The organism is Microbacterium sp. (assembly GCF_047971895.1).
Classification (GTDB): domain Bacteria; phylum Actinomycetota; class Actinomycetes; order Actinomycetales; family Microbacteriaceae; genus Microbacterium.
Window position 1 is genome coordinate 1 of sequence record NZ_JBKEAF010000116.1, and the last position, 13,609, is coordinate 13,609.

At 67.7% G+C, this 13,609-nt stretch carries 13 protein-coding genes; 9 read left to right on the top strand and 4 right to left on the bottom strand.

From position 1 onward, the window contains the following. Positions 1–167: 167 nt before the first annotated feature. From ACK5IN_RS09280 to ACK5IN_RS09295, 4 genes are all read left to right on the top strand, one after another. The gene (locus ACK5IN_RS09280) at positions 168–974 is read left to right on the top strand and encodes a methylenetetrahydrofolate reductase (protein ID WP_416895908.1); all 807 of its coding nucleotides are present in this window, start codon (positions 168–170) and stop codon (positions 972–974) included. Between the two features lie 31 nt (positions 975–1,005). Further along, on the top strand, positions 1,006–1,881 hold the full coding sequence (gene purU / locus ACK5IN_RS09285) for a formyltetrahydrofolate deformylase (protein WP_416895909.1): 876 nt from the start codon (positions 1,006–1,008) through the stop codon (positions 1,879–1,881). A gap of 59 nt (positions 1,882–1,940) precedes the next feature. Further along, the gene (ligM, locus tag ACK5IN_RS09290; protein WP_416895910.1) at positions 1,941–3,347 is read left to right on the top strand and encodes a vanillate/3-O-methylgallate O-demethylase; all 1,407 of its coding nucleotides are present in this window, start codon (positions 1,941–1,943) and stop codon (positions 3,345–3,347) included. Positions 3,348–3,439: 92 nt separating this feature from the next. Further along, entirely contained in the window at positions 3,440–4,021 is a 582-nt protein-coding gene (locus ACK5IN_RS09295; protein WP_416895911.1) for a PadR family transcriptional regulator, read from the top strand. A gap of 70 nt (positions 4,022–4,091) precedes the next feature. Here the strand turns inward: ACK5IN_RS09295 and ACK5IN_RS09300 are convergent, their stop codons facing one another. After that, entirely contained in the window at positions 4,092–6,068 is a 1,977-nt protein-coding gene (locus tag ACK5IN_RS09300) for a M13 family metallopeptidase (protein ID WP_416895912.1), read from the bottom strand. Between the two features lie 31 nt (positions 6,069–6,099). On the opposite strand from ACK5IN_RS09300, the gene ACK5IN_RS09305 reads away from it, so the two are divergent. Continuing rightward, positions 6,100–7,422, top strand: a complete 1,323-nt coding sequence (locus tag ACK5IN_RS09305; protein WP_416895913.1) for an MATE family efflux transporter — start codon at positions 6,100–6,102, stop codon at positions 7,420–7,422. Between the two features lie 118 nt (positions 7,423–7,540). Here the strand turns inward: ACK5IN_RS09305 and ACK5IN_RS09310 are convergent, their stop codons facing one another. Next, a complete protein-coding gene (locus ACK5IN_RS09310) occupies positions 7,541–8,164 on the bottom strand; it encodes a TrmH family RNA methyltransferase (RefSeq protein ID WP_416895914.1) in 624 nt (207 codons plus the stop codon). A 205-nt stretch (positions 8,165–8,369) separates the two neighbouring features. Here ACK5IN_RS09310 and ACK5IN_RS09315 point away from each other — a divergent pair, with 205 nt between their 5' ends. Together ACK5IN_RS09315 and ACK5IN_RS09320 are read left to right on the top strand one after the other, a co-directional pair. After that, complete coding sequence (locus ACK5IN_RS09315) at positions 8,370–9,626, top strand: Nramp family divalent metal transporter (protein WP_416895915.1); 1,257 nt, start codon at positions 8,370–8,372, stop codon at positions 9,624–9,626. 9 nt (positions 9,627–9,635) lie between these two features. Beyond that, positions 9,636–10,271, top strand: a complete 636-nt coding sequence (locus ACK5IN_RS09320) for a metal-dependent transcriptional regulator (RefSeq protein ID WP_416895916.1) — start codon at positions 9,636–9,638, stop codon at positions 10,269–10,271. 12 nt (positions 10,272–10,283) lie between these two features. Here the strand turns inward: ACK5IN_RS09320 and ACK5IN_RS09325 are convergent, their stop codons facing one another. Next, the gene (locus tag ACK5IN_RS09325; protein WP_416895917.1) at positions 10,284–11,258 is read right to left on the bottom strand and encodes an SDR family NAD(P)-dependent oxidoreductase; all 975 of its coding nucleotides are present in this window, start codon (positions 11,256–11,258) and stop codon (positions 10,284–10,286) included. A gap of 41 nt (positions 11,259–11,299) precedes the next feature. Between ACK5IN_RS09325 and ACK5IN_RS09330 the strand changes: the two genes are divergently transcribed. Further along, on the top strand, positions 11,300–12,079 hold the full coding sequence (locus tag ACK5IN_RS09330) for an HAD-IIA family hydrolase (RefSeq protein WP_416895918.1): 780 nt from the start codon (positions 11,300–11,302) through the stop codon (positions 12,077–12,079). A 409-nt stretch (positions 12,080–12,488) separates the two neighbouring features. After that, positions 12,489–13,202, top strand: a complete 714-nt coding sequence (locus tag ACK5IN_RS09335; protein ID WP_416895919.1) for a DUF6998 domain-containing protein — start codon at positions 12,489–12,491, stop codon at positions 13,200–13,202. 158 nt (positions 13,203–13,360) lie between these two features. Here the strand turns inward: ACK5IN_RS09335 and ACK5IN_RS09340 are convergent. Next, the coding region (locus ACK5IN_RS09340) for an integrase core domain-containing protein (protein WP_416895920.1) at positions 13,361–13,609 on the bottom strand (249 nt) is incomplete at its 5' end.

The following is a 13,609-nucleotide window of genomic DNA, read 5'->3' on the forward strand; positions in this document are numbered from 1 at the left end:
AATACCTATCCACATAGGTATTGTGATTTTTGGGCGCGGTGCCGCACCCCGCTTCCGCCGACACAGCGGCGAACACCATGTCGCGAAAGGACCTCACAGTGGCTCGAATGACTCCATCTGCCAACCCGTCAGCATCTCTGGCGTTGATCAACAACTTCTCTTTGGAAATGACGGGTAAAGATGTGCCCGCTCTCGAAGAGGCCCGCGCCGCCATCCCCGCCGGAACGAAGATCAACGTGACGTTCCTCGGCAACGAGAACCTCGAAATGCGCGTCACCGCCGCCAAGGCCGTGAAAGAGATGGGCTTCATCCCCGTGCCGCACATTTCCGCCCGCCGCCTGTCCTCGCAGGCCGAGCTGGAAGAGTTCCTCAGCGCGCTGCAAGAGATCGGCGCCACCGAGAACGTGTTCGCCGTCGGCGGCGACCCGGCAGAGCCGATGGGCCCCTACCCGGACTCGCTCAGCGTCATCCGCACCGGTCTGCTCAAGCAGTACGGCGCGAAGGAAGTCTCCATCGCCGGATACCCCGAGGGTCACCCTGACATCCCCACCGACTCGCTGTGGAAGCACCTCGAAGACAAGTCTGCGGCCCTGAAGGAACAGGAGCTGGACGGCGTCATCCTTACCCAGTTCAGCTTTGACCTGGACCCGGTCACCAGCTGGATCGAAGCGGTGCGCGCACGCGGCGTCGATAGCGAGATCCGCATCGGCACCCCCGGCCCGGCCGGAATCAAGCGTCTGCTCAGCTTCGCCCGCCGCTTCGGTATCGGCGCGAACGCAATGATCGTGAAGAAGTACGGCTTCAGCCTCACCAACCTGATGGGCACCGCGGGACCGGAGAAGTTCGTCTCCGAGCTCGGCGAGTTCGCGCAGACCAGCCCCACGGCCGGCAACGTGAAGCTGCACTTCTACGCCTTCGGCGGACTCGGCGCAACCGCCGAGTGGGCACGCGACTACGCTGCCGCTCAGGCCTGAGTCTCTCAGGTCCGAAAGGGTCCCCCCATCCATGGCGCAGCGTAACGACGCGATGCGAGATCATGCGGCACTGATCGTGCACGGCCCCGACCAGCACGGTCTGGTGTCGGCGATCACGTCGCTGATCTCTCGTAACGACGGCAATATCGTCACCCTCGATCAGTACTCGGACGACCCCGAAGGCGGAACCTTCTTCCAACGGGTGCTGTTCCATCGTGACGGCCTGACCGCCGCGATGCCCGATATTGAGAAGGACCTCGCCGACACTCTCGGCCCGTTGAAGATGTCGTGGACGCTGACGGATCAGTCCGTACCCAAGCGGATGGCGGTGCTTGCCTCGACAAGCGACCACTGTCTGCTGGAGTTGCTGTGGCGGCACCGCCGCGGCCAGCTTCCGGTGACGATCCCGATGGTGATCTCCAACCACACCAACGTGGCCGAAGATGTGCGCAGCTTCGGGATCCCGTTCGTGCACGTGCATTCGCAGGGTCCGGACAAGTCCGAGGCCGAGCAGAAGATTCTGCAGTTGCTGACCGGGAACGTCGACTTCGTCGTCCTGGCCCGCTACATGCAGATCATCAGCCCGGACTTTCTCGACAAGGTCGGCGTGCCGATCATCAATATCCACCACTCGTTCCTGCCCGCCTTTATCGGCGCCGCTCCCTACCGCAAGGCCAAGGAGCGCGGCGTCAAACTCATCGGCGCGACCAGCCACTACGTCACGAAGGATCTTGACGAAGGGCCGATCATCGAGCAGGACATCGCCCGCGTGAACCACGCCATGACCGCCGCAGACCTGCAGGCCCGCGGCGCCTACGTGGAACGCGCCGTCCTCAGTCGCGCCGTGCAATGGCACGCCGAGGACCGTGTCATCCGACACGGAAACCACACCATCGTCTTTGACTGACGTTCTTCACAACTGAATACCGACCAACCGAACACCCAACAGAACAGGGGGGTCACACCGTGGCCAACAATCTCCAACAGCTGATCGACCAGACCAACCCGGTCGAGATGCTGCGTAACTCCCAGATCGGATCGTACATCTACCCCGTCGTTCCGGCTGACTTCCACAACTGGATCAAGGAGCAGAACGCGTGGCGCAACACCGCCGTCCTGTACGACCAGTCGCACCACATGGACAACGTGTTCCTGAAGGGTTCGGACGCGATCAAGCTGATCAGCGACACCGCGATCAACTCCGTTGCGAAGTTCCCGGTCAACAAGGCCAAGCAGTACGTCCCCACCGTTGCCTCCGGTCACGTCATCGGTGACGGCATCCTCTTCCGCGAAGCCGAGGACGAGTACGTCTACGTCGGCCGCGCCCCCGCGTCGAACTGGCTGATGTACCACGGTGAGACCGGCGGCTACTCCAACCTGGACCTGACCGTCGACCGTCGTTCGCCTTCGCGTCCCTACGGTGCTGCCGTCAGCCGCCTGTACTACCGCTTCCAGATCCAGGGCCCCAACGCCTGGGCCGTCATCGAGAAGCTCAACGGTGGTCCGCTGGAGAAGCTCGGCTTCTTCAACATGGCCACGATGAAGATCGCCGGCAAGGACGTGCGCACCCTTCGTCACGGTATGGCCGGTGCCCCCGGCCTGGAGATCTGGGGCCCCTACTCGGAGCACGGCGCCGTTCGCGACGCCATCATCGAGGCCGGCGCCGAGTTCGGTCTGCTCCCCGTCGGTTCGCGGGCGTACCCGTCGAACACGCTGGAGTCGGGCTGGATCCCCTCGCCGCTTCCCGCCATCTACACCGGTGAGGCCGAGCGCGGCTACCGCGAGTGGCTCGGAGTCGACAGCTACGAGGCGACCGGTACCCTCGCCGGTTCGTTCGTGTCGGACAACATCGAGGACTACTACATGACCCCGTGGGAGCTGGGTTATGGGTCGTTCGTGAAGTTCGACCACGACTTCATCGGTCGCGACGCCCTCGAGAAGATGGACCCGGCCGCGCAGCGCCGCAAGGTCACCTTCGAGTGGAACGCCGAGGACCTGGGCAAGGTCTGGACCTCGCTGCTGAACGTCGACGGCCCGAACTACAAGTTCTTCGACCTGCCGCTGGCCAACTACGGCTCGGCGAACTACGACGCGGTCACCACCGACGACGGCACCGTGGTCGGGTTCTCGATGTTCACCGGCTACTCGTCGAACGAGCGTCGCGGCCTGTCGCTCGCCATCGTCGACCACGACGTGCCCGAGGGTACGGAGCTGAAGGTCGTCTGGGGCGAGCCGAACGGCGGCACCTCGAAGGCGTCGGTCGAGCCGCACGAGCAGACCGAGGTTCGCGCCGTCGTCTCGCCGGTGCCGTACGCGACCGTCGCCCGTCAGACCTACCAGGGCGGATGGCGCACCGGCTACAAGAACGCCTGATCGAAGAATGGATGCCTCGCCCCGCCGTCACGCTTCGTGACACACCGGGCGAGGCATCCATTTCGCTCTACCCTGGAGTCGGGAGGAGACCCATGAGCCTGCGCTACGCCCTGCTGGCGATCCTACGTGTGGGTCCGCTCTCGGGGTACGACCTGCAGAAGCAGTTCTCGCAGTCGGTCGGGCACGTGTGGCACGCGCCCGACAGCCAGATCTACCCGGAGCTGCGCAAGATGGAGGACGAAGGCCTCATCGAGGGCGAGGAGCAGCCCCGCGGCGAGCGCGGCACCCGCCGGGTGTACCACGTGACCGATACGGGCGACGCCGCGTACCTGGAGTGGATGCGCACGCCCATCTCGTACCAGCGGGTGCGCGACCCCGCCCACCTGCGTGCCGCGTATCTGGAGAACACGACGCCAGATGCCGCGCGCGCCTTCCTGCGCCACCACATCGCGCACTGGGAGGGCGAGCTGGAGCAGTTCGAGGGAGAGTTGACGCACATCGCGAACGTCACGAACCCGATGATCGTGCGTCGCCTCGAGGCGACGCCCGAGGCCGAGCACGAGCGCACCCTGGCCTTCAAGCGCTTCACGTACGAGGGCCTGGCTGAGCGCGCCCGCGGCGAGGTCACCTGGGCCCGCCGGGGCCTCGCACTCGTTGACGAGCTCGGCGGCTGACCGCGTCGGTGAACGTGCGCCGGTGCGTGCCCGCGCGCCGCATCGGGGAGTGGACGGGTGCTCGGGGCAACTACCAGATCGTGACGCGCTCCTCGGGGGCGAGCCACAGCTCATCGGCTTCGGTGACGTTGAAAGCATCGTAGAACGCATCGATGTTGCGCACGATCTGATTGCACCGGAACTCGTTCGGCGAGTGCGGGTCGATCGTCAGCAGGCGGATGGTCTCGGCATCCCGTCCCTTCTGCTGCCAGACCTGCGCCCAGCTCAGCAGCAGACGCTGAATGCCGGTGAACCCGTCGATCTTCGGCCCCTCGCCCCGGTTCCCGAGCTTGTCGAGGGACAGCGCATAGGCCTCCAGCGCGATGCCCAGGCCGCCGAGGTCGCCGATGTTCTCGCCGATCGTCAGCGCGCCGTTGACCGTGTGCTCGTCCGCGAGGCCGCACGGCACCAGTACGTCGTACTGCGCGATGAGGCTCTTCGTGCGTTCCTCGAACGCGGCACGGTCGGCATCAGTCCACCAGTCCTCGAGCTTGCCGCTCCCGTCGAACCGACTGCCCTGGTCGTCGAAGCCGTGGCCGATCTCGTGGCCGATGACCGCGCCGATGCCACCGTAGTTGGCGGCCGCGTCGCGGCCTGCGTCGAAGAACGGGTACTGCAGGATCGCCGCGGGGAAGACGATCTCGTTCATCAGCGGGTTGTAGTACGCGTTGACCGTCTGCGGTGTCATCAGCCACTCGTCGCGGTCGATGGGCTGCCCCACCTTGCCGAGCTGGCGGTCGTGCTCGTGCACGTTGGCGCGGCGCACGTTGCCGATGAGATCGGCGGGGTCGATCTCGAGCCCGGCGTAGTCCTTCCACTTCACCGGATACCCGATCTTCGGGGTGAACGCGTCGAGCTTGGCGAGCGCGCGCTCGCGCGTGGCAGGGCTCATCCACTCGAGGTTCGCGATGCTCTGCCGGTACGCCTCGATGAGGTTGGCGACGAGCTCGTCCATCGCCTCCTTCGCCGCCGGCGGGAAGTGCCGCTCGACGTAGACCTTGCCGATCGCCTCGCCGAGCGCACCCTCGGCCAGGCTCACGCCGCGCTTCCAGCGCTCGCGGATCACCGGCACCCCGGTCAGCTGCGTGCCGTAGAACGAGAAGTTCTCGGCGACGAACTCGTCGGGCAGGTACGGCGCCGCCGCGCGCACGATGCGGAACCGCAGCCACGCCTTCAGATCGTCCAGGCGATCGTCGGCGAGCACCGTGCCGAGTCCCTCGATGAAGCTCGGCTGGAACACGACGACCTCGTCGAATACGTCGGGATGGTCCGGGGCGACGGCCGTGCGCCACGGCGTGAGGTCGACACCGATGAGCTGCTGCACCTCGCCCCAGTTCTTCAGGTTGTACGTGGCGACGGCGTCCCGGCTGCGCACGTTGTCCCAGTGGTGCGTGGCCAGCTCGGTCTCCAGTGCCACGATGCGCTCAGCGGCATCCGCGGGCTCGGGAATTCCTGCCAGCTCCAGCATCCGCTCCACATGCGCCCTGAATGCCGCGCGGGTGTCGGCGAAGCTGTCGAGCCGGTAGTACGACTCGTCGGGCAGCGACAGCCCACCCTGCGCGAAGAACGGCACGTACCGCGTCGGATCGCCCGGATCCGGCTCGACGAACAACCCGATCAGCCCCCCGACGCCCTCGCGGTCGAGCTCGCCGACGGTGCGCAGGAACTCGGGGATCGACGAGATCGTGTCGACGCGGGCCACCTGATCGGAGAGAGGGGATGCCGCGAGCTCGGCGACCCGCTCGGTGTCCATGAAACTCGTGTACAGATCGCCGATCTTGCGCGCCTCGGTGCCCGGTTCGGCGCCCTGCGACTCTTCGACGATCACGCGCACATCCGCCTCGGCCTGCTCGGCGATGAGGTGGAACGCACCCCAGCGGGCCTTGTCGTCGGGAATCTCGGTGCGGTCGAGCCACGCCCCGTTGACGTGGCGGAACAGGTCGTCTTGGGGCCGGATCGTCGCGCTCAGGTCGTCGAGCGCAAGACCGGATCGGGGAGCATCCGTCATGACTCCAGGATAGGCGCCGTAGGCTCGTACGGTGGCCGCCCGAGAGACCCTGAATCGCAGCATCCTGCGGCTCGCGGTCCCCGCTCTCGGCGCGCTCGTCGCCGAGCCGCTCTTCCTCATCGTCGACTCGGCGCTCGTCGGGCATCTCGGCATCGCCCCGCTCGCCGGTCTCGGGATCGCCGGCGCCGTGCTGCAGACGATCGTTGGGCTGATGGTGTTCCTCGCATACTCGACGACACCGGCGGTCGCCCGACGCTTCGGCGCCGGCGACCGGACGGATGCCGTCTCCGTCGGCATCGACGGCATGTGGCTGGCCCTCGGCATGGGCGCGGTGCTCGCGGTCGCCGGATACCTGTCGACGCCGTTCCTGGTGGGCCTGTTCGACGCGGGAGCGGATGTGGCCGAGCAGGCCGAGATCTACCTCGGCATCTCGATGTGGGGCCTTCCCGCCATGCTCATCGTCTTCGCGGCGACCGGGCTGCTGCGCGGAATGCAGGACACCGTGACGCCGCTGTGGGTCGCCGGGCTCGGATTCGCCGCGAACGCGCTGCTGAACTGGGCGTTCATCTACGGCCTCGGGTGGGGCATCGCAGGGTCGGCGGCGGGCACGGTCGTCGCACAGTGGAGCATGGTGCTGGCGTACGTGATCGTCGTGGGCCGCCTGGCGCGGTGGCACCAGGCATCCGTCCGTCCCAACCGGGAGGGCGTGCGCGGGTCGGCGAAGCTCGGTGGCTGGCTGTTCCTGCGCACCGTCTCGCTGCGGGTGGCGCTGCTGACGACGGTGGCGGTCGCGACAGGGCTCGGCGAGCACGAGCTGGCGGGCTGGCAGGTCGTGTACACGATCTTCTCGGCGGCGGCGTTCGCCCTCGACGCACTCGCGATCGCCGCACAGGCGCTCGTCGGCAAGTCGCTCGGGTCGGGCGACACCGACGACGTGCGGCTCGTGCTGCGGCGCACACTCGCGTGGGGTGCGTGGTTCGGGGTACTGATGGGCGTGGTGATCGGGGCATGCTCGGGCGTGATCGGGCTGCTGTTCACCGGGGATGCCGCGTTGTCGGCGATGATCCAGCCCGCATTCCTCGTGCTGGCGGTCACGCAGCCGCTGTGCGGGGCGGTGTTCGTGCTCGACGGGGTGCTCATGGGCGCCGGCGATGGCCGCTACCTCGCGATCGTCGGTGCGCTGAACCTCGTCGTCTTCCTGCCGGTTCTCGTGCTCATCGCGGCGCTGCACCCGGTCGGCGCGTGGGGTCTGGCGTGGGTGTCGGTCGCGTTCTTCGGCGTGTACATGGTCGCCCGCTTCGCGGGCCTCGGCTGGCGCGTGCGCGGCGCGACCTGGATGATCGCGGGGGCGTGATCGCGGGGCTTCTGCCACCCCTGGCATCGTTGTTCATCCCCGACGACAAGGAAGGGGTGCTGACCATGACACAGGCGCTGATGCGCCACGCGTCCGGCATCGACCGAGACTGACCTGCTCACGCCCAGCGGCGACACCACTCGTACATGACGACGGCTGCCGCGGCACCGGCGTTGATCGAGCGCGTCGACCCGTACTGGGTGATCTCGACGACGGTCTGGGACGCGGCGAGCGCCTCGGGCGACAGGCCCGGCCCCTCCTGGCCGAACAGCAGCACGCAACGCTCCGGCAGTTCGGCCTCGTCGACCGCCACCGATCCCTCGACGTTGTCGACCGCGATGATCGGCAGGTCGTGCGCGCTCGCCCAGGCCACCAGGTCGGCGATGTCGTCGTGGTGCAGCACGTGCTGGTATCGGTCGGTGACCATGGCGCCGCGCTTGTTCCACCGGCGCCGGCCGACGATGTGCACCGTCTCGGCCGCGAACGCGTTGGCGCTGCGCACGATCGAGCCGATGTTGAGGTCGTGCTGCCAGTTCTCGATGGCGACGTGGAAGGGATGCCGCGTGGCATCCAGGTCTGCGACGATCGCCTCCATCGTCCAGTACCGATACCGGTCGACGACGTTGCGCCGATCGCCGTGTGCGAGCAGCTCGCGGTCGTAGTGCGGGTCGTCCGGCCACGCGTCGGGCCCACCGGGCCACGGTCCGACGCCGTACGGCTCGGGCTCCGCGTCGCTGGTCACCGGCCCAGCGTATCCGCCCTCGCCCTCGCTTCACGTGCCGCGTTCGGCGGGTGCCGCCGCACTTCGTGACAGGTGAGATCCGGCGACGCCCGTTCCCCTGTCACGATGCGCGGGCGCGACCGGCAGAACGTGACATGTGAGACGGCGAAGCAATGGGCTGCGCGAAGGGTTTCGGGGAGCTGAAATGCCCTTGTAGGGTTTCGGCATGCCGAAAAATCGTCGGATCGAGCGCGAGGGCGGTGGCCGTCAGGCATCCATCCCCCGCCTCGCCTGGCTGATCGGCCCTGCCCTCGTCGCCGGCGTCGCGTACCTCGACCCGGGAAACGTCGCCAGCAACATGACCGCGGGCGCGACGTTCGGATACCTGCTCGTGTGGGTCGTCGTGCTCGGCAATGCGATGGCGTGGCTCATCCAATATCTGTCGGCGAAGCTCGGCATCGTCACGGGCGAGAGCCTGCCCGAGGTGCTCGGCCGGCGCCTGCGCAACCGATGGGGACGCCGCGCGTATTGGCTACAGGCCGAGCTCGTCGCGATGGCGACCGATATCGCCGAGGTCATCGGCGGTGCCGTCGCGCTGAACCTGCTGTTCGGGCTGCCGCTCCTCCTCGGCGGGGCGATCACGGGCGCGGTGTCGATCTCGCTGCTGCTCGTCCAGAGCAGGGGTGGCGCCGAGCCCTTCGAGTTCGTCGTCATCGGGCTGCTCGCCATCATCGCCGTCGGCTTCACGTTCGGGGTGTTCGTCGCACCACCTGACCCGGCCGGCATCGCGGGCGGCCTACTGCCGCGCTTCGAGGGCACCGACTCGGTGCTCCTGGCGGCATCCATCCTCGGCGCGACGATCATGCCGCACGCGATCTACGCGCACAGCGCGCTGGCCCGCGACCGGTTCCGCAGCGAACGCGGGTTCTCGACCCGGCGTCTGCTGCGCGCCACCCGATGGGATGTCACCGTCGCGATGCTCATCGCGGGAACCGTGAACCTGTGCATTCTGCTGCTGGCCGCCGCGAACCTCGCCGGGGTGCCGGGTACCGACAGCCTCGAGGGCGCCTATGCGGCGCTGTACACCGGCCTCGGGCCGGTCGTCGCGGTGCTGTTCGCGGTCGGGCTGCTCGCGAGCGGCCAGGCCAGCACGTCGGTCGGCGCGTATGCGGGCGCCGAGATCATGCACGGCCTGCTGCACGTGCGCATCCCGCTCATCTGGCGCCGACTCGTCACCCTCCTGCCGGCCCTCGTGATCCTCGCCATCGGCTTCGACCCGACCGCGGCCCTCGTGCTCAGCCAGGTGGTGCTCTCGTTCGGCATCCCGTTCGCCCTCGTGCCGCTGGTCTCCCTGACGGCGAGGAGCGACGTGCTGGGCGGGTTCCGCAACCGGATGATCACGACGGGCGCGGGCGTCGCAGCATCCATCTTCCTCATCGCGCTCAACGGTCTGCTTCTCTGGCTGGTCCTCACCGGCGGGTAGCCTGAACGGGTGTCCGCATCCGTCGCGATCGACGACTACCTGAAGACGATCTATCACCACACCGAGTGGCAGGACGAGCGCATCACGCCCTCGCAGTTGGCCGCGACACTGGGCCTGGCGCCGTCGAGCGTCACCGAGATGGTGCAGAAGCTCGCCGCCCAGGGCCTGGTCACGCACCGGCCGTACGGCCCGATCTCGCTGACCCCCGCCGGCGAGCACCGGGCCGCGGCCACGATCCGCCGTCACCGCCTCGTCGAGACGTGGCTGGTGCGCGAGTTCGGCTACTCGTGGGACGAGGTGCACGACGAGGCCGAGATCCTCGAGCACGCGATCAGCGACCGCCTGCTCGCACGCATCGCCGAACGACTGGGCAACCCGGCGTTCGACCCGCACGGGGATGCGATCCCGGATGCCGCGGGGCACGTGCAGCGGGTGCCGTTCGTGCTGCTCGGGGCGGCTTCGCCGGGGCACGTGGGCACCGTGCTGCGCGTCAGCGACCGCGATCCGGCGCTGCTGCGCGACATCGAGGAGTCCGGGCTCGATGTGGGTGCGACCGTGCGTGTCACCGCCGACGGGGTTCTCGTCTACGAGCAGCCTCTCACGCTGCCCGCCGGCGCCGGTGAGGCGGTCTGGCTCACCGCGTGAAGCGGTGAGGACTCAGCGCCGGCGTGCCTTCGACGCCCGGTCGAGCGGCCAGTGCATGCCGGTGGTCTGTTCGCACAGGTCCCATGCCCGCCGCGCGAGGTCGATGTCGCGCGTGATCTTGGGGGCGACCTGGCGCTGCGGCTCACCGTGCGTGCGCCGGTGCGGCCCCCAGAACTCGCCGCCGGTGATGCCGGGGTCGGTGAGGGCCCGCACGAGCGGCCACGCGCCGTGCTCCTTCGACTGGTTGATCGGGCGCTGCAGCTGATCGGTGAAGCGGCGCAGCCGCGTCACCTCGTTGACGCCGCGGATGCGGGGCGTGCGACCGCTCGTGGAGTAGCCGGGGTGGGCGACCACGCTCGCCACCGGCACGTTGGCCGCCCGGAGACGTCGGTCGGCCTCGAAACCCAGTGCCGCGGTGACGATCTTCGACTGCACGTACGCACGCCACGGCGAGTAGCCGTGCTCGAGCTGCGGGTCGGTGACCTCGTAGCGCCACAACGCGGTCGAGATGCTGCCGATCCACACCATGCGTCCCCGGGCCGCCGCAAGGCTGAGCAGCAGCTCGCCGGCGAGCGCGTAATGCCCCAGCGCGTTGGTCGCGAAGACGATCTCGTTGCCATCGGGCGTGGTCTGACGGTGGCGCGGTGCATGCACGATGCCGGCGTTCAGCAGCACGCCGTCGAGCTTCTTGCGGGCGCGCACGGTGGCCGCCGACGCCCGGATCGACCCGAGGTTGCTCGTGTCGAGCAGCAGGGTCTCGAGATCGGCGTCGAGCGAAGCATCCTGCAGTCTGCGGGTGATGGCCGCCTTCGCCGCCGCCAGTCGATTCGGGTTGCGGCCGGTCATGATCACCCGGGCGCCCGCGCGCGCGAGCTGCTCGGCCGAGAAGAACCCGAGCCCCTTGTTCGAGCCGGTCACCAGGTAGGCGCGGCCGCTCAGCTCGGGCAGCGCACGGGGATCCCACCCCGGGGACTCGTCGACGGCCACGGTGCCACCCTAGGGCCACGCCGCCCGGATAGGCTGAGCCCATGCGGACGCGCGCCGACATCGAATGCTGGCTGACCGACATGGACGGTGTGCTCGTCCACGAGAGCCGTCCCGTCCCGGGGGCGGCCGAACTGCTCGCGCAGTGGCGCGACGACGGCACCCCGTTCCTCGTGCTGACCAACAACCCGATCTTCACACCGCGAGACCTGAGTGCCCGACTGCGCCGGTCGGGCCTGGACGTGCCCGAAGACCGCATCTGGACGTCGGCGCTCGCCACCGCGGAGTTCCTGCGCTCGCAGCTGCCCGGCGGTTCGGCGTTCGTCATCGGCGAGGCGGGGCTGACCACCGCCCTGCACGAAGCCGGGTACATCATGACCGAGACCCAGCCCGACTACGTCGTCGTCGGCGAGACGCGGCAGTACTCGTTCGAGGCGATCACCAAGGCGATCCGGTTCATCGATCAGGGCGCGCGGTTCATCATCACGAATCCGGATGCCACGGGGCCCACGCCCCACGGCGTCGTGCCCGCCACGGGCTCGTTCGCCGCGCTCATCACGAAGGCGACCGGCAAAGAGCCCTACGTGGTCGGAAAGCCCAACCCGATGATGTTCCGCTCGGCACTGAACCGCATCGGCGCGCACTCCGAGAACACGGGCATGATCGGCGACCGCATGGACACGGATGTCGTCGCCGGCATCGAGGCGGGACTGCACACCGTGCTCGTGCGCACCGGCATCGCCGACGATGCCGAGGTCGAGCGGTACCCGTTCCGCCCCGACGAGGTGCTCGACTCGATCGCCGACCTCGTGCGAGCGGTATGAGCCGGTGGGGGTGAGCCGGTGAACGAGTTCGAGCAGAATCTGCTATTCGGCGCGACCGGCATCGTGCTCGTCGGCACGCTCATCGCGTGGATCATCACCTGGCGCCGCCGCGACCGCGACTGAAAATCGTGAGGTCACGGGATCGACGCCCGTCGGAGCCACACGGACCGTCGTTACAACGGTCCCAGAAACCCTCGCCTAGCTTCTACATCGCGGGGGTTTTGTTTTGTCCTGGTGAGCGCGGGTTTCCACGGGCACACAGCGGGCGTCTCCCCGGTCGTTGAGCGAGCGAAGCGAGTCGAAACGGCCCCGCCCGAGGAAGTCGATTCACGGGTCTCGTCGGCGGCTTGGGCCGGTCTGGGGCCGGTTGGCGCTCCGATACGGTGCAAAGCTCCGATACGGTGCAAATATGGACGCCTCATCGCTTACCGTTCGACAGCTCGCCGACGAACTCGACGTCGACCCTAAGGCTGTTCGCGCGTGGATGCGGCGACAGAACTGGCGGCACCCGGTGGAAGCCGGCACGGCTTGGGTCATGACTGATGGACAGGCTGAAATCGTCCGCGAGCATTTCGCGCGCAGCGACGTTCAGTCACCGATAGCAATCCGGACGGATGTCAGCGATGAGCTCGCCCAGATCACTGTGGGTCAGCTGCTCCGGCGCTATGCCGATATCCTCGCGGAGCTCCGTCACCGCGGGCTCGTCCGTACCAACAACGCACCGATTGGCGACCTGGCCGAGTACTGCGCGGCGATCGTGTACGACGGGCTCCTCGCTCCCAACTCCGAGAAGTCCTACGATCTTGTCGCCGATGATGGACGCAAAGTGCAGGTGAAGGTCCGCGCGATTCGTTCAGACACCAGCCCGTCCGCGGTGTTCTCGCCGATTCGTTCGTTCGGCTTTGACGTGTGCATCTTCCTGCTCGTAGACGGCGACAACGACGGAGTCATCGCCGCACGCGAGTGGACAGCCAGCGAGGTGCAAGAGGCTGGCAAGCACCGCGCCCACACGAACGGCGTAGTGGTGCGCGTAGGTCAGGTGAGATCCGCCTCCGCTCGCGGGCTCGATCGTGTCAGCGAGTTCCAGCGAGCTTGGCAGGAGCTAACCGAGCAGACCCGCTGACATAGCGGCCGCGAGCATCGCTCTCGCGGACGTCAGTTCCAGTTCATGCCGTGAGCGCGCGAGTCGAGCGCTTGTTTCCAGAAGGCCTCGCGTTTGAGGATGACCTCGCCCTTGGTCTTCGGATCGAAGATTGAAGCGCCTCAGGTTTTTTGCCGCTCCTATGCGGTTTGCGGTTCTCGGTTGAGGGTCGCGTAGTGGGTTTGCTCGAACTCGGCGGGTGTGGCGTAGCCGAGGCTCGAGTGAAGCCTACGGGTGTTGTACCAATCGACCCATCCGGCGGTCGCGAACTCCACGTCCGCGATGCTGCGATACGGGCCGTCGTGGAACACGGTCGTGCGGATGCACTCGGCCTTGTAGAGCCCGTTGATCGTCTCCATGAGCGTGTTGTCGAGCGCGTCGCCGACACT

Bases quoted from the DNA above. Each gene is read 5' to 3' on its own strand.
- ACK5IN_RS09280 (WP_416895908.1), top strand. From the start codon at position 168: ATGACGGGTAAAGATGTGCCCGCTCTCGAAGAGGCCCGCGCCGCCATC.
- purU (WP_416895909.1), top strand. From the start codon at position 1,006: ATGGCGCAGCGTAACGACGCGATGCGAGATCATGCGGCACTGATCGTG.
- ACK5IN_RS09295 (WP_416895911.1), top strand. From the start codon at position 3,440: ATGAGCCTGCGCTACGCCCTGCTGGCGATCCTACGTGTGGGTCCGCTC.
- ACK5IN_RS09300 (WP_416895912.1), bottom strand. From the start codon at position 6,068: ATGACGGATGCTCCCCGATCCGGTCTTGCGCTCGACGACCTGAGCGCG.
- ACK5IN_RS09315 (WP_416895915.1), top strand. From the start codon at position 8,370: ATGCCGAAAAATCGTCGGATCGAGCGCGAGGGCGGTGGCCGTCAGGCA.
- ACK5IN_RS09330 (WP_416895918.1), top strand. From the start codon at position 11,300: ATGCGGACGCGCGCCGACATCGAATGCTGGCTGACCGACATGGACGGT.
- ACK5IN_RS09335 (WP_416895919.1), top strand. From the start codon at position 12,489: ATGGACGCCTCATCGCTTACCGTTCGACAGCTCGCCGACGAACTCGAC.